We start from the raw sequence: 21,398 nt of genomic DNA on the forward strand, positions 1-21,398 counted from the left end.
GGCGGATTAGATCCGCATGGGCATGACGACGTACTTGAACTGGTCGTCTTCGGGCAGGGTGATGAGCGCGGACGCGTTGGCGTCGGGCATGACCGACCACTGGATGTTGTCGACCTTGACGTTCGACAGCACGTCGAGCAGGTAGCCGACGTTGAAGCCCACGTCCAGCGGCTCATGGCCGTAGTCGATGTCGATTTCTTCCTGCGCCTCTTCCTGCTCGGCGTTGGAGGACGAGATCTTCATCTGGTTCTGCGCCAGCTGCAGGCGCACGCCCTTGAACTTGTCCGTGGTCAGGATGGCGGCGCGTTGCAGGCTGCCTTGCAGCGCTTCGCGGCCGACCAGGAAATGACGCGAGTAGTTCGTGGGAATCACGCGCGTGAAATCGGGAAACTTGCCTTCGACCAGCTTGGACACCAGCTCGACGTCGCCGAAACGGAAACGGATCTGGCCCGGCGCCACGTCGATGGAGACGGGCTCGTCGGAGTCTTCCAGCAGGCGCTGCATTTCCAGCACGGTCTTGCGCGGCACGATGACTTCGTGGCGTTCCTTGATGCCGTCGGCCTCGGTGGAGCAGTGCGCCAGGCGGTGGCCATCGGTGGCCACGGCGCGCACGCGGCCCGGTTCGAACACCAGCAGCATGCCGTTCAGGTAGTAGCGGATGTCCTGCTGCGCCATGGCGAAGTGCACCATGTTGAACAGGTGGCGCAGCGTGCGCTGCGGCAGCGTCAGCGACACGTCCCACTGCTCGGGCTGGGCCACGGTGGGGAACTCGCTGGCGGCCAGCGTCTGCAGCGCGAAGCGGCTCTTGGCCGACTGCACGGAAAGCTTGTTGCTGGCCAGCGCCAGCTTGACCTCGCCCGTGTCGGGCAGGGCCTTGAGGATGTCCAGCAACTTGCGCGCCGCCACCGTGGTGGACTCGTTGTCCTGGCCCACGCCGAAGTCGGCATGCGTGGTGATCTGCACTTCCAGGTCGGTGGCGATGAAGGCAACCTTGTTGCCTTCCTTGCGCATCAGGATGTTCGCCAGGATGGGCAGGGTATGGCGTCTTTCGACGATGCCCGCCACAGTCGACAGCGGTTTCAGCAATGCATCGCGTGTGGTTTGTACGAGTTGCATGTTCATCCTTTTAGAGTTTGTTCCAACACGTGCAGGGTATGGTTGAGTTCCGCTTGCTTGGCGCGGGCGTCGGAGATCTTGCGCACGGCGTGCAGTACCGTGGTGTGGTCGCGGCCACCGAACAGATCACCGATTTCCGGCAGGCTTTTCTGGGTCAGCTCCTTGGCCAGGTACATGGCGACCTGGCGCGGCAAGGCGATATTGGCGGGCCGGCGTTTCGAATACATGTCGGCCACCTTGATCTTGTAGAAGTCCGCCACGGTCTTCTGGATGTTCTCGACCGTGATCTGACCGTTGGACACCGACAGCAGGTCCTTCAGCGCTTCCTTGCAGACATCCACCGTGAGCACGTCGCGGCCGTGGAAGCGGGCATACGCCAGCACCTTGCGCAGCGCGCCTTCCAGTTCGCGGACGTTGCTGCGCAGATGCTTGGCGATGAAGAACGCCACTTCCTCGGGCATGGGCACGCCCTCGGACTCGGCCTTGCGCAGCAGGATCGCCACCCGCATTTCCAGCTCGGGCGGCTCAATCGCCACCGTCAGGCCGGAATCGAAGCGCGAGATCAGGCGGCTGTCGATGCCCGACAGTTCCTTCGGGTACGTGTCGCTGGTGATGATGATCTGCTTGCGCTGCGCCACCATCGCCTCGAAGGCGTAGAAGAACTCTTCCTGCGTGCGGTTCTTGCCGGAGAAGAACTGGATGTCGTCGATCAGCAGCAGGTCCAGCGAATGGTAGTAGCGCTTGAAATCGTCGAACGCCTTGCGCTGGTAGGCCTTGACCACGTCGGACACGTATTGGTCGGCATGCACGTAGCGCACGCGCACCCCGGTGCCGGCCGCGACCATGGCGTTGCCGATGGCGTGGATCAGGTGGGTCTTGCCCAGGCCCACGCCGCCGTACAGGAACAGCGGGTTATAGGACGTGCCGGGGTTCTCGGCCACCTGCAGCGCGGCGGCGCGGGCCAGTTGGTTGGCCTTGCCGGTCACGAAGTTTTCGAAGGTCAGATCGGTGTTCAGGCGCGAGCGCTCGTACACGATGTTGGCGGCGTCGGCGTTGACAGCGGCGGCCGCGTTGGAAGCGGCGGCGGTCTGCGCAACCATCGCAGGCGGCGGCGCCGCGGCGGGCGGCGGCGCGCCCCCCGTGGGCGCGGCGCCCTGCGTCGCGGCAGGGCGCACCGGAGCCACCGGCATGCGCGGCGTGGCGCCATGGCTGGGCAGCTCGAACTGCACCTGCACCGGCCGCTCGAACCACTCCGCGGCCAACGCTTCGATCTGGTGGGAGAAATTCTTCCGCACCCAATCCAGCTTGAAGCGGTTGGGCGCGGCAACGCGCAGCACCGCCTGCGTTTCGTCGTACGCAAGCGGGACCAGCGGTCGTATCCACGCGCTGATTTGTTGGGGGGGGAGTTCCTGCTCAAGACGACTGACGCAGGTCTGCCAGAATTCTTTCATGTCGCTCTTATTCAAACCTCGATTCTACCTTGCCTGGGCATGGGTTATCCACAGGGCGGGACGGGACTGGCACTTGGCCCGGCCCTTAACTGTTTGACAAGACAGGGAAAACTTGCTGAAATGGTGGGCTTTTCCGAATTCTGTCTGTCAGAAGGTTTCGCAGAAGGCCTCGAACACGAGCCTTGCTGAATATCGCCCGGGGTAAATCCCGGCCCGAAGCCCCGTCTCAAGATCGCGCCCTCGCCGGCATGCTTATCGGCCCGCCGGCCGCGCTTCTTGCAGATACCCGCTTTGTGGATAAGCGATCAGGAACCCTCCGGGCAGGTCCCTTCTGACTTTTGTTCTTTTTGTGGATCGTCCATGAAACGCACCTACCAACCTTCCGTCACCCGTCGCAAGCGCACCCATGGTTTCCGCGTGCGCATGAAGACCCGCGCCGGCCGCGCCATCCTGAGCGCCCGCCGCGCCAAGGGCCGCAAGCGCCTGGCCGTCTAAGTCCGGGTTCCGGTTTTCCGGAAACCCCGGCTTCTTGCCCGGACCGGCCACATTGCAGGAATTCTCGCAATCCCAGCCGGGTCCGACGCAAGCGTCCGACCTGCAGTCCATGCCGCGCGCCACGCTTCCCCCGGAGGCGCGGCTGCATCGCCCCTCCGAGTTCGCCGCCGCGCTGAAAGGCCGGCGTCTGGCCCGAGGGGCGTTCTTCGTTGTGAGCGCCGCTCCCAACGATCTCCCCCCCGGCCAGGAGGCCTGCGCCCGCCTGGGCCTGATCATCGCCAAGCGGTTCGCCGCCCGCGCCTCCACGCGCAACGCCATCAAGCGGGTCATCCGCGAAGCGTTCCGCCACCGGCGCCTGGCGCTGCCGGCCAAAGACTACGTCGTGCGCCTGCAATGCAAGATGCCTCCCGCCACGCTCACCGTGCTCAAACAGACGGTTCGCGCCGAAGTAGACGCTCACTTTGAGCGGATCGCGCGATGAGCGGGGCAGGGCCGGACACCCCAGAATCCGACCCGTCGCCACGTTCGGCGGCCCGCCCCCGGGGCGGCCGTGGCCTGGCGGCGGCGCTGCTCATCGCCCCGATCCGGTTCTATCGCTTTTTTTTGAGCCCCTGGATCGGCCGGCAATGCCGTTTCACCCCCACCTGCTCGGCGTATGCGATCGAAGCGATCGAACGCCATGGCGCCTGGCGCGGCTTCTGGCTGGCGGCCCGGCGCATCGGGCGCTGCCATCCGTGGTCGCCGGGCGGTCTGGACCCGGTTCCGCCTTCCCGACAAGCGCCGGGCAAGGGAACCAAGTGCGGCGAGGGCTGCTCCCACAGCCACCGCAGCAGGCATGATTGACGCTAAACTGGCGGGCTTTGCTGGCCCGTATTCACTTCAGTAGGCACCAATGGATATCCGACGAACCGTCCTCTGGATGATTTTTTCCTTCTCGCTGTTGCTTCTTTGGAACAACTGGCAGATCCATAACGGCAAGCCGTCGCTGTTCGGCGGGCCCGCGCCCGCGGCTGCCACCGCCGACGGCCAGCAACAGGCCGCCGCCGGCAACAACGCCACCCCCTCGGTGCCGAACGCGCCCGCCAATGCCACGCCGTCCGCCCCGACCTCGGCGGTGCCCGGTTCGGCCGCTGCCGCCCCGGCCCGTTCCGAGGAAGTCGTGGTCACCACCGACGTGCTGCGCCTGACCTTCGACACGATGGGCGCCCAGCTGGTGCGCGCCGAGCTGCTGAAGTACCCGGCGACCGGCCAGGCCGACAAGCCGACGGTGCTGCTGGACCGCAGCGCCGGCCTGAACTACGTGGCGCAGACCGGCGTGGTCGGCGCGCCCGACGGCCAGAGCTTCCCCACGCACCAGACGCCGTTCCGCGTGGTCTCGACCGAGCGCCAGCTCAGCGGCGACAGCCTGGTCGTCGCCTTCGAAGGCGAGTCCGGCGGCCTGAAAGTCACCAAGACCTTCACGCTGCACCGTGGCCGCTACGACATCGACGTGCGCCATGACCTGGCCAACGTCGGCGCCGCCGCCGTGAAGCCCTCGCTGTACCTGCAGCTCGAGCGCGACGGCAACGATCCGGCCGACACGTCCAGCTTCTATCACACGTTCACCGGCATCGCGGTCTACTCGGAACAGGACAAGTTCCAGAAGATGACCTTCAGCGATATCGAGAAGAAGAAGGCCAACTACATCAAACAGGCCGACAACGGCTGGATCGCCATCGTCCAGCACTACTTCGCCACCGCCTGGGTGCCGCCGCAAGGCAAGCCGCGCAACAACGAAGTGGTCGAGGTGCAGAAGAACCTGTACGCGGCCCGCAGCATCGAGGCCGTGGGCGAGATCGCACCGGGCGCCGCGTCGCGCGTCGACTCGCACCTGTGGGTCGGCCCGCAGGACCAGAAGGCCATGGCCGCGCTGGCCCCCGGCCTGGAGCTGGTGGTCGACTACGGCTGGCTGACCATCATCGCCAAGCCGCTGTTCACGCTGATGACCTGGCTGCACTCGCTGCTGGGCAACTGGGGCTGGACCATCGTCGCGCTGACCGTGCTGATCAAGGCGCTGTTCTACCCGCTGGCCTCGGCGAGCTACCGCTCGATGGCCCGCATGAAGCAGGTCGCTCCGCGCCTGCAGGCGCTGAAGGAAAAGTACGGCGACGACAAGCAGAAGCTCAACGCGGCCATGATGGAGATGTACCGCACCGAGAAGATCAACCCGCTGGGCGGCTGCCTGCCGATGGTGGTGCAGATCCCGGTGTTCATCTCGCTGTACTGGGTGCTGCTGGCCAGCGTGGAAATGCGCGGCGCGCCGTGGATCCTGTGGGTGCACGACCTGTCGATCCGCGACCCGTTCTTCATTCTGCCCGCCATCATGATGGCCACCATGTTCCTGCAGATCAAGCTGAACCCCACGCCCCCGGACCCCGTCCAGGCCAAGGTCATGATGATCATGCCGCTGGTGTTCGGCGGGATGATGTTCTTCTTCCCGGCCGGCCTGGTGCTGTACTGGTGCGTGAACAACACGCTGTCGATCCTGCAGCAGTGGTCCATCACCCGGGCCATCCAGCGCAAGACCGAAGCCGCCGCAAGCCGCTGATCGCGGAACACGGCAATGAAAAACCGGCCTCCAGGGGCCGGTTTTTTCTTGGCTGCGTCACCCTGGAACCACCGCTGCCGCCTCGACGCGCGGCGGACTTCGGATGATGCCGCTGGCAATACCGCCAGCCGCCTATGGCGCGTGCGCCAGCACCCACAGCGCGTACTGCCGGACATACGCGCGCCGATGCGCGCAGCCGGCGGCGGCGGCCAGGATGGCCTGGCGGTCCAGGAGCAGGGCCAGGCGCAGCTGATCCTTGAACTGCTCCGAGAAATTGCCCTCGGTCAGGCGCCGGGCGATGCAGGCCACCAGCTGATCGCGGTGGGTCCGTCCCAGCTGGCAGTGCTTGAAGCGGCGCGCCAGCAGCGCCCGGATCCGGCCGTCGGACACCCCGCGCGATTCGGCCAGGAAAAAGCGCACGCACAGGTCCACCACGTCGGGCGCCTGATGGCGCAACAGCTCATCGGCCATGGCCAGCCATTCGTACTTGGAAAGGTACGGATACATGCGCGAAAAAGGGAGGAAGAAGGCAGGGCATGATAGCCCGCTTGCTAATCACATTAGCCAATGCTAATGTGTTGTCATGATCGAAAACGACATCTTCAAGGCCCTGGCCGATCCGACCCGCCGCGCCATCTTCGAGAAGCTGGCGCCCGGCGGCATGAACGCCAGCGCCCTGCGGGTGGGCATGGACATCAGCCAGTCCGCCATGTCCCAGCACCTGGCGGTGCTGCGCAAGGCCGGGCTGGTGCGCGAAGAGCGGCAAGGCCGCTTTGTGAACTACGAAGTCGATCCCGACGGCCTGGCGCTGATCGCCGGCTGGCTGTCGAAGTACCGCGCCTACTGGCCGGCGCGCGTGGACGCCCTGAAGGCCTTGCTCAAGGACATGGATCAATGAACGACACCCCCGCCCAGGACACGCAGGACGAGCAGGCCGACGCGCTGGTGCTCGAATACACGCTGGATGCGCCGCCGTCACAGGTCTGGCGCGCCGTCAGCATCCCCGCGCTGCGCGAGCAGTGGCTACCCGATGCGGTCGTTTCCGACCCCGATCCCGTCTCGGTCACGCACGAGGAAGAAATCCGCTACCGCATGCGCGACGACGCGCCGCCGTTCCTGGAAAGCCTGGTCACCTTCCAGATCGAGCCAGACGGCGAGGGCGGCACGCGCCTCAGGATCATCCATGAGCTGGCCGACGCGCGCCTGGAACGCCGCCAGCGGCCGGCCGCCAACGACGGCGAGACCTGGCTGATGATGGCCGCCTAGCGGCCGCCCGAACGGTCTCCGGGCCGGCCGCCGAGCCGCCCCGGCCTCCCTTTCCCAAGCAACACAAGGAGTTCGCTCATGAGCGGAGCGATGCAGCTCGTCCCCATGGTGGTGGAACAGTCCGGCCGCGGAGAACGGTCGTTCGATATCTATTCGCGCCTGCTGCGCGAACGCATCGTGTTCCTGAACGGCGAGGTCAACGACACGGTTTCGGCGCTGGTGTGCGCGCAGCTGCTGTTCCTGGAGGCCGAGCATCCCGGCAAGCCCATTCACCTGTATATCAATTCGCCCGGCGGCGTGATCACCAGCGGCCTGGCCATGTACGACACCATGCAGTTCATCAAGTCGCCCGTGCACACGCTGTGCATGGGCACGGCGCGCTCCATGGGCTCGCTGCTGCTGATGGCCGGCGAGCCGGGCGAACGGGCCGCGCTGCCCAACGCCAGCATGCACGTGCACCAGCCGCTGGGCGGCTTCCAGGGCCAGGCCTCGGACATCATGATCCACGCCGAGGAAATGCAGCGCACCAAGGACCGCGTCATCCGGCTGTACGCCGAGCATTGCGGCCGCAGCTATGAGGACGTCGAGCGCAGCCTGGACCGCGACCGCTACCTGACGGCCGACGAAGCCATCGAGTGGGGCCTGATCGACCGCGTGTACCGCGACCGCGCGAGCGAGGACGCGCGGGGCTGAACAACGCCCCTGGCCGGACGCGGCGAACCAGACGACAATGTCCGCATTCCCCATCCGCCTCGAACGCGATGCCCGCCGCCCGTCCCGACCCCGTCCGCGACCCCGTTTTCGCCGCCTGCGTGGTGGTCCTGCGCCGCAACCTGCCGTTCACGCTGGCGGGCATGCTGCTGACCATGGCCCTGGTGATCGCGGCATTGCAGGACGTGGTGCCGCATGCGCAGCTGGCCTGGTGGGCGCTCGGCAACCTGGCGCTGTCCGCCTTGCGCTGGCATGCCATGCGCCGCTTCCGGCCGGTCGAGGGCGAGCCCGGCATCAACGACAACCCCCGGGTGCGGCGCTGGCGCCGCATCACGCTGGTCGGGGTGCTGGCCAGCGGCCTGGCCTGGGGCCTGCCGACGGCGTACTGGCTGCAGCACGTGCCGCTGCCGCACCAGATGTTCCTGATCATCGCGCTGCTGACCATGGGCACGGGCGCCATCTATGCGTACTGCATCGATCTGCCGGTCCTCTACAGCTTCCTGCTGCCGTACTTCCTGCCCATGCTGCTGATGCTGACGGCGCTGGATCAAACGCTGCTCACGGTGATGGGCGTCGCCGGCCTGCTGTACCTGGCCGTGTCGCTGACCTTCGCCCATCGCATGCATCGCACGCAGCTCGATTCGCTGAGCCTGCGCTTCGAGAACCTGGACCTGCTACAGCGGCTGCAGAACGAGAAGATGGCGGCCGAACGCAGCGACCTGGCCAAGTCGCGCTTCCTGGCGGCCGCCAGCCACGACCTGCGCCAGCCCGTGCATGCGCTGAGCCTGTTCGTCGGCGTGCTGAAGGGACATGCGCTGCCCGCGCAGAGCCGCCAGCTAGTGGACAGCATCTCGCGCGCGGTGCAGGCGCTGGGCGGCCTGTTCGATGGCCTGCTCAACCTCTCGCGGCTGGACGCGGGCGTGGTGCGTCCGCAGGTGCAGCCGGTGGCGATCGCCGACGTGCTCGATCGCCTGCATCACGAGTTCGCGCCGCAGGCGCAGGCAAAATCGCTGCGCCTGCGCTTGCGGCCGCTCGCGGCCACGGTCTCGTCGGACCCGGCGCTGCTGGACCGCATCCTGCGCAACCTGATCCACAACGCCATCCATCACACCGAGCGCGGCGGCGTGCTGGTCGGCTGCCGCCGAGACGGCGACGCGCTGCGCGTGGAGGTCTGGGACAGCGGCCCGGGCATTCCCTTGCACGAACAGGAGCGCGTCTTCTGGGAATTCCATCAGCTGGGCAACCCCGAACGCGACCGCGGCAAGGGCCTGGGCCTGGGGCTGGCGATCGTGCAGCGCACGGCCCGGCTGCTCGGCCATCCGCTGGGCCTGCGCTCCTGGCCGGGCCGCGGCACCGTGTTCAGCCTGACGCTGCCGCTGGCCGATCCCCAGGCGCAGGCCCCGGCCCAGGCGGACGAACCGCAGCCCGCCGCCTTGCCTACGCACGGCCGCGAGCCGCTGGTGCTGGTCATCGAAGACGACGTCCAAAGCCGCCTCGGCCTGCAATTGCTGCTCGAAGGGTGGGGCTACCGCGTGCTGGCGGCCGGCAGCGTCGATGAGCTGCTGTTGCAGACCGCGCAGGACATGGACCGCGTCTCGCTGATCATCAGCGACTACCGCCTGCGCGAGCACCAGACGGGCATCGACGCCATCAAGCGCCTGCACGAGGAATACAACGACGAGGCCATCCCGGCGCTGCTGGTCAGCGGCGACACCGACCCGCAGCGCCTGGCCGAAGTGGCCGAACATGGCTGGCCCATGCAGAACAAACCGGTCGATCCGGACCGGCTGCGCAGCACCATCGCGCGCCTGCTGGCCTGAAGCGCCGGATCCCGGGCGTCGGCCTCGGGATCCGGCCGCCGCCCGGACCGGGTTCCGCTTCCGGCCTCAGGCCAGGTCGTAGCGGTCCAGGTTCATCACCTTGACCCAGGCGGCGACGAAGTCGCGCACGAACTTCTGCTGCGCGTCCTCGCTGGCATAGACCTCGGCCAGCGCGCGCAGCTGCGAGTGCGAGCCGAACAGCAGGTCGATGCGGCTGCCCGTCCATTTGGGCTGGCCGGTCTTGCGATCGCGCCCCTCGAAGGCCTCGCGCTCGGGCGACAGCGGCTTCCATTCCGTGCCCATGTCGAGCAGGTTGCGGAAGAAGTCATTGCTCAGCGCGCCCGGCCGGTCGGTGAAAACGCCGTGCCGGTCCTGGCCCACCCGCACCTCCAGCACGCGCAGCCCGCCGATCAGCACGGTCATCTCGGGCGCGGTCAGGGTCAGCAGCTGCGCGCGATCGATCAGCAGCGCCTCGGCCGGCACCGCGAAGCGCGTCTTCAGGTAGTTGCGGAAACCGTCGGCCACCGGCTCCAGCGGCGCGAAGGAATCCACGTCGGTCTGTTCCTGCGTGGCATCCATGCGGCCCGGCGCGAAGGGCACGGTCACGTCGACGCCGGCCTTCTTGGCCGCCTGCTCCACGCCCGCACAGCCCGCCAGCACGATCAGGTCGGCCAGCGAGATCTTCTTGCCGCCGGACTGCGCGCGGTTGAAGTCGGCCTGTATGGCTTCCAGCGCCTTCAACACCTTGGCCAGCTGCGCCGGCTGGTTGACCGCCCAGTCCTTCTGCGGCGCCAGCCGGATGCGCGCGCCATTGGCGCCGCCGCGCTTGTCGGAGCCTCGGAAGGTGGACGCCGACGCCCAGGCGGTGGACACCAGCTCGGACACCGACAGGCCGCTGGCCTGCACCTTCTGCTTGAGCGCCGCCACGTCCTGGTCGTCGACCAGCGGGTGGTTGACCTTGGGGATGGGATCCTGCCAGATCAGTTCCTCGGCCGGCACTTCCGGACCCAGGTAGCGGGCGCGCGGGCCCATATCGCGGTGGGTCAGCTTGAACCAGGCGCGGGCGAAGGCCTCGGCCAGTTCCTCGGGATGGTCCATGAAGCGGCGCGAGATCTTCTCGTATGCCGGATCGAAGCGCAGCGACAGGTCCGTGGTCAGCATGGTCGGCAGCAGCTTCCTGGACGCGTCGAAGGCATGCGGAATCGTAGGCTGGGCGTTCTTGGCCACCCACTGGTGCGCGCCGGCCGGGCTCTTGCTCAGTTCCCATTCATAGCCGAACAGGTTCTGGAAAAAGCCGTTGCCCCATTGCGTCGGCGTGGTGGTCCAGGTGACTTCCAGGCCGCTGGTGATGGCGTCCGCGCCCTTGCCGCTGCCATGGCTGCTCTGCCAGCCCAGGCCCTGCAGCTCCAGCCCCGCGTCTTCGGGATCGGGGCCCACGTTGGAGGCCGGCCCGGCGCCGTGCGTCTTGCCGAAGGTATGGCCGCCGGCGATCAACGCCACGGTTTCCTCGTCATTCATGGCCATGCGCGCGAAGGTCTCGCGGATGTCATGCGCGGCCGCGACCGGATCCGGATTGCCGTCCGGGCCTTCCGGGTTCACGTAGATCAGGCCCATCTGCACCGCGCCCAGCGGGTTTTCCAGATTGCGGCCCGACGGGGTCTTGCCTTCGCCCTTGCCATAGCGCACGTCGCCGCCCAGCCAGGTTTTCTCATTGCCCCAATAGACGTCCTGATCAGGTTCCCAGCTGTCTTCCCGGCCGCCCGCGAAACCGAAGGTCTTGAAACCCATGGTCTCCAGCGCGACGTTGCCGGTCAGGATGAGCAGGTCGGCCCAGGAAATCTTGCGACCGTACTTTTGCTTGATGGGCCACAGCAAACGACGGGCCTTGTCCAGGCTGACGTTGTCGGGCCAGCTGTTGAGCGGCGCGAAGCGCTGCTGCCCGCGTCCCGCGCCGCCGCGCCCGTCGCCGATGCGGTAGGTGCCGGCGCTGTGCCAGGCCATGCGGATGAAGAGCGGACCATAGTGGCCGAAGTCGGCGGGCCACCAGTCCTGGGAATCGGTCATCAGCTTGGCCAGGTCCTTCTTCACGGCGGCCAGGTCCAGGCTCTTGAAGGCTTGCGCGTAGTTGAAGTCCTTGTCCATCGGATCGGACTTGCTGGAATGCTGGCTCAGCAGGTCCAGCCGCAGCTGGTTGGGCCACCAGTCCCGATTCGTCGTACCGCCGCCGGCGGTATGGTTGAAAGGGCATTTCACTTCGCTCGACATGGGCGCTCTCCTTCGGTGATGGACGGCCGGGCGGGCCGGTCCGAACGACTATACGCGAGAGCACCATGCAGAAATATTTGATTGCTGCAATACGATCAATAGCTCATATCAATGAATATGTTCAGGATTCTTGATTTCATCAATGAGCCCGCCGGGCCCTTCCGCCCGGCTCCAACAGCACGCTAGCGCTGCATGCCCCAGCGCCTGACCGTCAACCGCTCCAGCGTGTCGAAGCCCAGGCTTTCCACCAGCAGGCCGATGATGACCACGGCCGCCAGCCCGGCGAACACCTTGTCCGTGTACAGCTCGTTGCGGTTCTGAAAGATGTACCAGCCCAGCCCGCCCTTGCCGCTGGACGCGCCGAACACCAGTTCGGCGGCGATCAGCGTGCGCCAGGCGAAGGCCCAGCCGATCTTCAGGCCGGCCAGGATGGCCGGCAGCGCGGCCGGCACCAGGATCCACAGCACGTAGCGCAGCCCCGTCAGCCCATAGTTGCGCCCCGCCATGCGCAGCGTCTCGGACACGCCCAGGAAGCCGGCGTAGGTGTTCAGCGCCAGCGCCCACAGCACGGAATGGATCAGCACGAACACCAGGCTGCCTTCGCCCAGGCCGAACCACAGCAGCGCCAGCGGCAGCAGGGCGATGGCGGGCAAGGGGTTGAACATCGAGGTCAGCGTGGACAGCAGGTCGCGGCCCAGGCGCGTGGACACGGCCAGCGTGGTCAGCGCGAAGGCCAGCGCCACGCCCGCCACATAACCCTGCACCAGCACCCGCAGCGACTGCCCGGCGCGCGCCGCCAGCTCGCCGCTGGCCAGGCCGGCCGCGAAGGCCTGCGCGGTCTGCCAGGCGCCCGGCAGCAGCAGGTCGTTATCGGTCAGGCGCGCGGCCAGCTCCCACAGCAAGGCCAGCAGCGCCAGGATGAACAGCTTGCGCACGCCGGCGCGGGCCCACAGGCGCTCGCGCCAGGACAGCGGCGCCTCGGCGGTCTGCGCGGGCAGCGGCGGCAGCGCGTATTCGATATCGGGACGCGCGGCCAGCGTATCGGCGTGGACGGAGGTGATGACGGACATGACGGATCTCGGTGATCGCAAACTGTGGATATCGCGCGCGGCAGGGCCCGCGTATTGAACGAACGCGGCAATCAAGCCGCGCGGCGAATGACTGGTGCCAGCCTCAGGCGGCGACGCGGCGCTCGGCCTCGCCCGCCCGCGCGGGCGCCTGGTCGAACAGCAGATCGTGAATGCGCCGCGTGGCCGCCTGGAAGGCGGCCGAGCCCTGGCTGTGCAGGCTGTGCGCCTGCGCGTTCAGCTCGGCGCGCACGCGGCCTGGATGCGGCGACAGCAGCAGCACGCGGCTGCCCAGCACCAGCGCCTCCTCGATGGAGTGGGTGACGAACAGCAGCGTGAAGCGCACCTCTTCCCACAGGGCCATCAGCTCTTCCTGCATGCGCCGCCGCGTCAGCGCGTCCAGCGCGGCGAAGGGCTCGTCCATCAGCAGCACGCGCGGCTGCATGGCCAGCGCGCGCGCGATCGCCACGCGCTGCTTCATGCCGCCGGACAAGGTGTGGGGATAGGCGTCGGCGAAGCCCGCCAGCCCGACCTTGTCCAGGTAATGCATGGCGCGCTCATCGGCCTCGCGCCGGCCCAGCTTGCGCGAGGCGATCAGCGGAAACGCGACGTTCTGCCGCAGCGTCTTCCACGGCGGCAGCTGGTCGAATTCCTGGAACACCACGATGCGGTCCGGGCCCGGGCCTTGCACCGGCCGGTCGTCCAGCGCGATGCGGCCTTCGGTCGGCTTGATGAAGCCGGCCACGGCCTTGAGCAGCGTGGACTTGCCGCAGCCCGACGGGCCCAGCAGGATGAAGCGCTCGGTCGCGTGCACGTCAAAGCTCACCTGATGGGTGGCGCGCACGCGCCGTTCCGGCGTCTTGTATTCGAGCGACACCTTATCCACACGCAGCAGCGGACCTTGGTTTTCAGCGTTATCCACAGGGCTGGCGGAATGGATGGACATGTCGGTTCTCCTTGGTTCTACAGCCGCCCACCTCCAGACCTCATCGGGGCCGGGCTTTACCCTTAGCTGCCCTGGGCGGTGACGGCGTCATCGAAGAAATACTCGCGCCAGCTGGCCGGCGCCGTCTTGATCGCGCCCACCTTGTGCATGAACTGCGCCAGCGGGTAGGTGTTCTGCGGCGCCAGCTTGAACTGCACGTCGGGGTTCTTGATGATCTTGATGAGGAAGTCGCGGTCCAGCTTGGCGCCGGTCACGCGCAGGTAGGTGTCGGCGGCCTTCTCCGGATTGGCGGTGGCGAACTCGGCGGCTTCCTGGAGCGCCAGCTGGAAGGCCTTGTAGGTCTTGGGATTGTCCTTGCGGAATTTCTCGGTTGCGAAGAGCACGGTGGACGAGCTGGGGCCGCCCAGCACGTCATACGAATTGAGCACGATGCGCGCCTTGGGATTCTCGGCCAGCTCCTGTTCCTGGAACGGCGGATTGCCGAAGTGGCCGGTGATCTCCGTGCCGCCGGCAATGATGGCGGCGGCGGCGTCCGGATGCGGCAGCGCCACCGAGATCTTGTCCAGCTTGTCGTAGTGCGCGTCGCCCCACAGCTTGGCCGAGGCCAGCTGCAGCACGCGCGACTGCACCGATACGCCGACGGCGGGCAGGGCGATGCGGTCGCGCTCGGTGAAATCGGCGATGCTCTTCACATTGGGATTGTTGGTCACCAGGTAATAGGGGAAATTACCCAGCGAGGCCACGCCCTTGACGTTCTGCTTGCCGCGCGTGCGGTCCCAGATGGTCAGGAGCGGCCCCACGCCCGCGCCGGCGATGTCCACCGCGCCGGACAACAGCGCGTCGTTCACCGCCGAGCCGCCGGACAGCTTGGCCCATTCCACCGAGATATCCACACCATCGGCCTTGCCATGCTTTTCGATCAGCTGCTGGTCGCGCGCCACGTTCAGCAGCAGGTAGACGATACCGTACTGCTCGGCGATGCGGATGCGGCCCTCGGCCCAGGCCGGCGAGGGCGAGGCCAGCGCCAGTACGGCGAGGACCAGGGCCAGGCCGGCGCTGGCGAGGACTTGCGCGACTCGGTCTTTTGCGGCGGCGGACAAACGCATGGTGTTCCTTGTGGATAAGTCGTGGTGCCGTGCGGGGCGTGGATTCTGACGATGCGCGGGCGCGCTCAGAACGGCGCGTCGCCCTCGATGGTGGTGCGGTACAGCTTGCGGCGCAGATGGTCGGGCGTGCCGCCGGCCAGATGGATCAGCGAGCGGTTGTCCCAGAACACCAGATCATGCTCGCGCCAGTGATGGCGATAGACATGCTCGGGACGCACGCTGTGCGCGTACAGCTCGGCCAGCAAGGCATCGCTTTCGTCTTGCGGCAGGCCTTCGATGCGGGTGGTGAAGCCTTCGCTCACGAACAGCGCGCGGCGGCCGTTCTCCGGATGCGTGCGCACCACCGGATGCGAGACTTCCTGCACTTGCGCCACCTGTTGCGCGCTCAGGTTCGGACGCCAGTTGCCTTCCTTTTGCAGTTGACCGTACTTGGCCAGGTAGGAGTGCACGGCGCGGCGGCCTTCAATCGCATTGCGCAGCGCCTCGGGCAGCGTGTCGTAGGCCAGGTGCATGTTGGCGAACAGCGTGTCGCCGCCCTCGGACGGCAGCTCCTGCGCGTGCAGCAGCGAACCCAGGCTGGGCAGCGCCTTGTACGAGATATCCGAATGCCAGTACTTGCCGGCATCGCCCAGGCCCACCGGCTTGCCGTTCTCGATGATGTTCGAGACGGTCAGGATCTCGGGATGGCCGGGCAGGTGGAACTGATGCAGCACGTGGATCATCAGCGGACCGAAGCGGCGGCTGAAATCGATGTGCTGGCGCGGCGTGATGCGCTGATCGCGGAACACCAGCAGATGATGGTCCAGGTGCGCCTGATGGATGCGGGAAAAATCCTCGCGCGTCAGTTCGCGCGACAGGTCCAGGCCAATGATCTCGGCGCCCAGCGGGCCCGGCAGCGGGCGCAGCTCGAAGGCTTGCGGCTGGGCGGCTTGCGGTTCCGCTTGCGCATCCACATCGCGCAGCAGGGCATTGCTTTGGGGCATCGATCGCTCCTGGGCGTCCGGCGAATCGCCGGACCGGATTGGGGCGGCCCGGCGATGCGCCGGGACTAGGAACGATCGATTATGAAAAGCCGGCCTTGCAACGCAAACGAAGATATTGGCGTTTGAACAAAGCCTGGCGTCATAAGGCGCGGCGTCCGCTATGGGAACGCCGCGCCTTCATGTGGACAACTTATAAGCTAGTGAAAAATCGGCATGAAAGCAGCCGCCCGCTACTTTTCCACAGGCAGGTAGGCCTGAACCAGCTTGACCCAGTACGTGGCACCCACCGGCAGCAGCGCGTCGTTGAAATCGTAGTTCGAGTTGTGCAGCTGGCACGGCCCCATGCCGTGATAGCTTTCCATGCGGTGGTCGCCATCGCCATTGCCCAGGAACAGATAGGCGCCCGGCACTTTTTCCAGGAAGAACGAGAAGTCCTCGGCACCCATGAAGGGCGGCATGTCGCGCAGCACGTGCTCGGCGCCGAACGCGTTCTCGGCCACTTGCGCGGCGAAGGCGGTTTCCTGTTCCCAGTTCACCAGCGGCGGATAGGCGCGCACGAAATCCAGCTCGCCGGTACCGCCATAGACCTGCGGCAGCGTGGTGGCGATGCGGCGCATGTCGGCCTCGATCTTGTCCAGCGTTTCCACCGAGTACGTGCGCACCGTGCCGCGCAGCACCGCCTCGCCCGGAATCACGTTGTAGGCGTCGCCGGCGTGGATCTGCGTGATCGACAGCACGGCCTGTTCCAACGGGTTCTTGCTGCGCGAGATCACGGTCTGCAAGGCATGCACCATGTCGGCCGCGACGATGATCGGGTCCACCGAGGCATGCGGCTGCGCCGCGTGGCCGCCCACGCCCTTGATCACGATGTCCCAGCGGTTGCTCGACGCCATCGTCGGACCGGCGCGAAAGCCGAACTGGTTCACCGGCATGCCCGGCATGTTGTGGATGCCGAACACGGCGTCACAGGGAAAGCGGTCGAACAGGCCGTCCTGCATCATGGCGCGCGCGCCGGCGTTGCCGCCTTCCTCGGCCGGCTGGAAGATGAACACCACGGTGCCGTCGAAGTCGCGGTGCGTGGACAGGTACTGCGCCGCGCCCAGCAGCATGGCGGTGTGCCCGTCATGGCCGCAGCCGTGCATGCGGCCGCTGATGGTGGAGCGGTGCGCGAAACGGTTGTGCTCGGGCATGGGCAGCGCGTCCATGTCGGCGCGCAGGCCCACCGTCTTCTTGCCGCTGCCGGCGCGCAGAATGCCGACCACGCCGGTTTTCCCCAGGCCCGTGTGGACTTCCAGGCCCCAGCCGCGCAGCTTCTCGGCCACCAGCGTGGACGTGCGCGTTTCCTGGAAGGCAAGTTCGGGATGGGCGTGGATGTCGCGGCGCAGCGCAGTGAGTTCGGGATGCGCGCGTTCGATTTCAGCGATGGTCTTCATGGCGGGATCCAGCGGAATCAGGCGGGGAAAAGGGAACAAGGCTGTGGATAAGCCGATGGCGGTGATTGTTCAGGTGTAGCACGGCGGGCAAGAGCCAGAGGGCGCTTTTCCGGGAAAACCCCGTGATCCCGGCCGCGATCCACGGCTGAAATCAGCCTCCACCGATCGATGGCCGTCACGCGACGGCTGCCCATCGGCCGACGCATATCAAGCGCTGGCGCTTGCCGACGCGGCCCCCTCATCGTTCAAGTGGCAGGCGCTGACATGCCCCGGCGCGATCGCGCGCAGCAAGGGCCTTTCGGTCTTGCAGCGCGGCATGGCCTGCGGACAGCGCGGATGGAAGGCGCAGCCGGTCGGCGGATCCAGCGGCGACGGCAGCTCGCCCTTGATCGGCCGGTAGGCGCGCCGGCCCGGCGTCAGCGTCGGCAGCTCCTTGAGCAGCGCCTGCGTGTACGGATGATTGGCGCGCTGGAAGATCTCGTCGGTGGGCGCCAGCTCGACCACGCGGCCCAGGTACATGATGGCCACGCGGTCCGAGATGTGGCTGACCACGCTGAGGTTGTGGCTGATGAACAGGTACGTCAGGTCCAGCTCGCCGCGCAGCCGCTCGAACAGGTTCAGCACCTGCGCCTGGATCGACACGTCCAGCGCCGCCACCGCCTCGTCGCAGACGATGACGGAGGGCTTGAGCGCCAGCGCGCGCGCGATGCCAATGCGCTGGCGCTGGCCGCCCGAGAACTGGTGCGGATAACGCTGCGCATAGCCTGGGTCCAGCCCGACCTGGCGCATCAGCCCGGCCACGTAATCGGCCTTGTCGCGCGCGGCCACCAGCTTGTGCGCCACCGGCGCCTCGCCGATGATCTCGCGCACCCGCATGCGCGGGTTCAACGAGGCATAGGGATCCTGGAAGATCATCTGCACGCCCAGCTCGTAGGCGCGCCGTTCCGGGCCCGGCAGGCCCTGCACCGGCTTGCCGCGATAGCGCAGCTCGCCCGCGCTGGGCGGCAGGATGCCCGAGACGATGCGGCCCAGCGTGGACTTGCCGCAGCCCGACTCGCCCACGATGCCAATGACCTCGCCCGGCATCACATCCAGGTCCACGCCGGCCACCGCGTGCACGACCTGCGTCTTCAGGCCCGCGCCCAGCAGGTTGGCGATGCGGCCGGCCAGGTCCACCGGCTGCACGAAGCGCAGCTCGACGCCGCGCAGCGACAGGATGGGCGTCGTAGCGTCATGCGTCATCGCGCGCTCCCGCGTGCCAGCAGCGCACCCATTGGCCGGGACGGATTTCCTGCGGCTGGGGCTCGGCCAGACAGGCGTCGCTCGCGCGCGGGCAGCGGCCCCGGAACGCGCAGCCTTGCGGCAGGTTGAGCAGCGAAGGGGTCATGCCCGGTATCGGTTCCAATGGCCGCCCGCGCGATTCCGGCGTGGGAATCGATGCGATCAGGCCGTGCGTGTAAGGGTGCATGGGATGGCTGATGACGGCCTCGGTCGTGCCGGTCTCCACCACGCGGCCCGCGTACATCACAGCCACGCGGTCGGCCAGCCCGGCCACCACGGCCAGATCGTGGGTGATCCAGATCAGCGCCGTGCCGGTGTCCTGGCACAGCTTCTGCACCTCGAACAGGATCTGCCCCTGGATGGTCACGTCCAGCGCCGTGGTGGGCTCGTCGGCGATGATGAGCCGCGGCGAATTCAGCAGCGCGATGGCGATGGCCACGCGCTGGCGCATGCCGCCGGACAGCTGGTGCGGATAGGCGCGCAGCCGTTCCTCGGGCGCGGGTATGCCGACCATGGCCAGCGCTTCCAATGCGCGCTTGCGCGCCTGGTCGCGCGATGCGCCGCCGTGCGCCTGCACCGCCTCGATCATCTGCGTGTCCACGCGCAGCACCGGGTTCAGCGTCATCATCGGATCCTGGAAGATCATCGCGATGTCGCGCCCGCGCAGCTGGCGCCAGCGGGCCGGCGCCGCGCCGCGCAGCTCCTCGCCGTTGAAGCGGATGCTGCCGTCGACGATGCGGCCCGGCTCGTCCAGCAGGCCCATCAGCGAGAAGCCGGTGATGCTCTTGCCCGAGCCGGACTCGCCCACCAGGCCCAGGATCTCGCCGGTCGCCAGATGCAAGTCCACGCCGTCCACGGCCCGGACCACGCCGTTGCGCGTGAAGAAATGCGTCTTCAGGCCGCGCACGTCGAGCACGGGTCCGGACGCCGCCGGCGACTTGTCCACAAGGTTTTCCTGCATCGCCTTCCCCTAGTCCGCGTTGCGCGGGTTGAGCACATCGCGCAGGTGGTCGCCCACCAGGTTGATGGCGATGATGGCCAGCGCCAGCGCGATGCCGGGGAAGAAGGAAATCCAGTACTGCCCGGACAGCAGGTACTCGAAGCCGTTGTAGATCAGCATGCCCAGCGAGGGCTCGGACACCGGCACGCCCACGCCCAGGAAGGACAGCGTGGCCTCCAGCGCGATGGCGTGCGCCAGGTCGATGGTGGCGATGACGATCAGGGGCGGCATGCAGTTGGGCAGCACATGGCGGAACAGCACGCGCCCCCAGCCCAGCGACATGCAGCGCGCGGCCTCGACGTATTCCTTGCCGCGCTCGACCAGCGCCGCGCCGCGCGCCGCCCGCGCGAAATACGCCCACTGCACCACGATGAGCGCGATGATCACCTTGTCCACGCCCTTGCCCAGGATCGCCAGCAGCATCAGCGCCACAAGGATGGCCGGGAAGGACAGCTGGATGTCGACGATACGCATCAGCAGCGCGTCGATGCGGCCGCCGAAGTAGGCCGCGATCAACCCCACCGTCGCGCCGATGCCGAAGGCCGCCAGCACCGACACGGCCGCCACCAGCAGGCTGGTGCGCATGCCGTACAGGATGGCCGACAAGAGGTCGCGCGCCAGCCCGTCGGTGCCCAGCCAGTAGCGCATGGCGCCGTCGCCGCTTGCGCTGCCGGGCCTGAGCTTGGAATCCATGATGTCCAGCGCGGCCAGGTCATAGGGATTCTGCGGCGCGATCCACGGCGCCAGCAGCGCCGCGCCCACGATCACGACCAGCATCACCAGGCCCAGCAGGGCCAGCTTGCTGGCGCAGAAATCCGACACGAAGCGGCGCCAGGGCGTCTGTTCGGGGCGCGCGGCGGGCGCGCTGGCAATGGCGGGCGTGGTCATCGGCGGCCGTCCAGTCTGACGCGGGGATCCAGCACCGTGTAGATGATGTCCACCACAAGGTTGAGCATGACCAGGAAGAACACGATCAGGAGCAGATACGCCACCACCACCGGACGGTCCAGGTTGATGATGGAATCGATCAGCAGCTTGCCCATGCCCGGCCAGGAAAACACGGTCTCGGTGACCACCGCGAAGGCCATGACCTGGCCGAACTCCAGGCCGGCCACCGTCACCACGGGGATCAGGATGTTCTTGAGCAGGTGCACGCCCAGCACGCGGCGCTCTGACAGGCCCTTGGCGCGCGCGAACTTGATGTAGTCCATGGGCAGGGCCTCGCGCGTGGCGGCGCGCGTCACGCGGATGATCATGGCGCACTTGGCGAAGGCGATGGTGGCCGCGGGCAGCGCCAGGCTGGCCCAGCCGTCCAGCGTCAGCACGCTGAGCTGCAGCGAGCCGATGCTGACGGTCTGCCCGCGTCCGCCGGCCGGCACCCAGCCCAGCATCACGGCGAACACCATGATGAGCATCAGCCCGACCCAGAAGTTCGGCAGCGAGAAGCCCAGCACCGAGCCCGTCATGATGGCGCGCGAGCCGGGCGCGCGCGGCTTCAGGCCCGCCAGGATGCCCAGCGGCACGCCGATCAGCACCGACAGCAGCATGGCCACCGAGGCCAGCTCCACCGTGGCAGGCATGCGCTCCAGGATCAGGCGCATGGCCGGCTCGCCGGTCAGGAAGCTGTTGCCGAAGTCGCCGCGCACCGCCTGACCCATGAAGATCAGGTATTGCCGCCACAATGGCAGGTCCAGGCCCAGCGACGCGCGGATCGCCGCGCGCTGGGCCTCGGTGGCCTCCGGACTGGCCAGCATCGACACCGGATCGCCCACCATGTAGATGCCGGCGAACACCAGCGCCGACATCACCAGCATGACCACGACAGTCTGCAACAGCCTTCTTACGATAGTCGCCAGCACGTGAAACCGCCC

The 21,398-nt window shown here is 67.3% G+C and carries 21 protein-coding genes; 8 read left to right on the top strand and 13 right to left on the bottom strand.

The genetic code is table 11. The annotated features are described in order from the left end of the window. Window positions 1–6: 6 nt before the first annotated feature. On the bottom strand, window positions 7–1,116 hold the full coding sequence (dnaN, locus tag AC6LJ5_RS00080) for a DNA polymerase III subunit beta (RefSeq protein WP_199770955.1): 1,110 nt from the start codon (window positions 1,114–1,116) through the stop codon (window positions 7–9). A 2-nt stretch (window positions 1,117–1,118) separates the two neighbouring features. After that, entirely contained in the window at window positions 1,119–2,567 is a 1,449-nt protein-coding gene (gene dnaA / locus AC6LJ5_RS00085) for a chromosomal replication initiator protein DnaA (protein ID WP_103271815.1), read from the bottom strand. A 360-nt stretch (window positions 2,568–2,927) separates the two neighbouring features. On the opposite strand from dnaA, the gene rpmH reads away from it, so the two are divergent. The 4 genes from rpmH (at window position 2,928) to yidC (ending at window position 5,649) form a co-directional block, all read left to right on the top strand. Continuing rightward, complete coding sequence (gene rpmH / locus AC6LJ5_RS00090; protein WP_006228069.1) at window positions 2,928–3,062, top strand: 50S ribosomal protein L34; 135 nt, start codon at window positions 2,928–2,930, stop codon at window positions 3,060–3,062. A 109-nt stretch (window positions 3,063–3,171) separates the two neighbouring features. Further along, window positions 3,172–3,543: a ribonuclease P protein component gene (locus AC6LJ5_RS00095; RefSeq protein WP_103276256.1), complete on the top strand. Its 372-nt coding sequence runs from the start codon at window positions 3,172–3,174 to the stop codon at window positions 3,541–3,543. A 74-nt stretch (window positions 3,544–3,617) separates the two neighbouring features. Continuing rightward, window positions 3,618–3,905, top strand: a complete 288-nt coding sequence (yidD, locus tag AC6LJ5_RS00100; protein WP_103276255.1) for a membrane protein insertion efficiency factor YidD — start codon at window positions 3,618–3,620, stop codon at window positions 3,903–3,905. A gap of 49 nt (window positions 3,906–3,954) precedes the next feature. After that, complete coding sequence (gene yidC, locus AC6LJ5_RS00105; protein WP_498139524.1) at window positions 3,955–5,649, top strand: membrane protein insertase YidC; 1,695 nt, start codon at window positions 3,955–3,957, stop codon at window positions 5,647–5,649. A 132-nt stretch (window positions 5,650–5,781) separates the two neighbouring features. Here the strand turns inward: yidC and AC6LJ5_RS00110 are convergent, their stop codons facing one another. Next, window positions 5,782–6,156 (bottom strand): hypothetical protein, encoded by a 375-nt coding sequence (locus tag AC6LJ5_RS00110; RefSeq protein WP_103271813.1) that lies wholly within the window; start codon window positions 6,154–6,156, stop codon window positions 5,782–5,784. Between the two features lie 76 nt (window positions 6,157–6,232). Between AC6LJ5_RS00110 and AC6LJ5_RS00115 the strand changes: the two genes are divergently transcribed. The 4 genes from AC6LJ5_RS00115 (at window position 6,233) to AC6LJ5_RS00130 (ending at window position 9,446) form a co-directional block, all read left to right on the top strand. Next, window positions 6,233–6,547, top strand: coding sequence for an ArsR/SmtB family transcription factor (locus AC6LJ5_RS00115; RefSeq protein WP_103271812.1), 315 nt, complete (start codon window positions 6,233–6,235; stop codon window positions 6,545–6,547). Next, window positions 6,544–6,915 carry an SRPBCC family protein gene (locus AC6LJ5_RS00120; RefSeq protein WP_498139525.1) on the top strand — a complete coding sequence of 124 codons (372 nt, stop codon included), beginning with the start codon at window positions 6,544–6,546 and terminating at the stop codon, window positions 6,913–6,915. Before AC6LJ5_RS00115 ends, AC6LJ5_RS00120 begins: the two co-directional genes overlap by 4 nt. A gap of 78 nt (window positions 6,916–6,993) precedes the next feature. Next, on the top strand, window positions 6,994–7,608 hold the full coding sequence (locus AC6LJ5_RS00125) for an ATP-dependent Clp protease proteolytic subunit (protein WP_103271810.1): 615 nt from the start codon (window positions 6,994–6,996) through the stop codon (window positions 7,606–7,608). A gap of 68 nt (window positions 7,609–7,676) precedes the next feature. Next, complete coding sequence (locus AC6LJ5_RS00130; RefSeq protein ID WP_103271809.1) at window positions 7,677–9,446, top strand: ATP-binding response regulator; 1,770 nt, start codon at window positions 7,677–7,679, stop codon at window positions 9,444–9,446. A 66-nt stretch (window positions 9,447–9,512) separates the two neighbouring features. Here the strand turns inward: AC6LJ5_RS00130 and katG are convergent, their stop codons facing one another. The 10 genes from katG to AC6LJ5_RS00180 form a co-directional block, all read right to left on the bottom strand. Continuing rightward, window positions 9,513–11,711, bottom strand: coding sequence for a catalase/peroxidase HPI (gene katG / locus AC6LJ5_RS00135; RefSeq protein WP_498139526.1), 2,199 nt, complete (start codon window positions 11,709–11,711; stop codon window positions 9,513–9,515). A gap of 182 nt (window positions 11,712–11,893) precedes the next feature. After that, window positions 11,894–12,781: an ABC transporter permease gene (locus tag AC6LJ5_RS00140; RefSeq protein ID WP_498139527.1), complete on the bottom strand. Its 888-nt coding sequence runs from the start codon at window positions 12,779–12,781 to the stop codon at window positions 11,894–11,896. A 103-nt stretch (window positions 12,782–12,884) separates the two neighbouring features. Then, window positions 12,885–13,724, bottom strand: a complete 840-nt coding sequence (locus AC6LJ5_RS00145; protein WP_498139528.1) for an ABC transporter ATP-binding protein — start codon at window positions 13,722–13,724, stop codon at window positions 12,885–12,887. Window positions 13,725–13,786: 62 nt separating this feature from the next. Next, complete coding sequence (locus tag AC6LJ5_RS00150; protein WP_498139529.1) at window positions 13,787–14,830, bottom strand: ABC transporter substrate-binding protein; 1,044 nt, start codon at window positions 14,828–14,830, stop codon at window positions 13,787–13,789. Window positions 14,831–14,895: 65 nt separating this feature from the next. After that, window positions 14,896–15,813 carry a TauD/TfdA dioxygenase family protein gene (locus AC6LJ5_RS00155; RefSeq protein ID WP_498139530.1) on the bottom strand — a complete coding sequence of 306 codons (918 nt, stop codon included), beginning with the start codon at window positions 15,811–15,813 and terminating at the stop codon, window positions 14,896–14,898. Window positions 15,814–16,043: 230 nt separating this feature from the next. Beyond that, the gene (locus AC6LJ5_RS00160) at window positions 16,044–17,246 is read right to left on the bottom strand and encodes a M20 aminoacylase family protein (RefSeq protein WP_498139531.1); all 1,203 of its coding nucleotides are present in this window, start codon (window positions 17,244–17,246) and stop codon (window positions 16,044–16,046) included. A 207-nt stretch (window positions 17,247–17,453) separates the two neighbouring features. After that, window positions 17,454–18,488: an ABC transporter ATP-binding protein gene (locus tag AC6LJ5_RS00165; protein WP_498139532.1), complete on the bottom strand. Its 1,035-nt coding sequence runs from the start codon at window positions 18,486–18,488 to the stop codon at window positions 17,454–17,456. Continuing rightward, window positions 18,478–19,488: an ABC transporter ATP-binding protein gene (locus tag AC6LJ5_RS00170; RefSeq protein ID WP_498139533.1), complete on the bottom strand. Its 1,011-nt coding sequence runs from the start codon at window positions 19,486–19,488 to the stop codon at window positions 18,478–18,480. Before AC6LJ5_RS00170 ends, AC6LJ5_RS00165 begins: the two co-directional genes overlap by 11 nt. Window positions 19,489–19,497: 9 nt before the next feature. Next, window positions 19,498–20,415, bottom strand: a complete 918-nt coding sequence (locus tag AC6LJ5_RS00175) for an ABC transporter permease (protein WP_103271800.1) — start codon at window positions 20,413–20,415, stop codon at window positions 19,498–19,500. Next, on the bottom strand, window positions 20,412–21,386 hold the full coding sequence (locus tag AC6LJ5_RS00180) for an ABC transporter permease (protein ID WP_392412586.1): 975 nt from the start codon (window positions 21,384–21,386) through the stop codon (window positions 20,412–20,414). The genes AC6LJ5_RS00175 and AC6LJ5_RS00180 overlap by 4 nt, the downstream gene beginning before the upstream one ends. Window positions 21,387–21,398: the final 12 nt, after the last annotated feature.

This window comes from Achromobacter sp. 1011791174 (genome assembly GCF_059760925.1).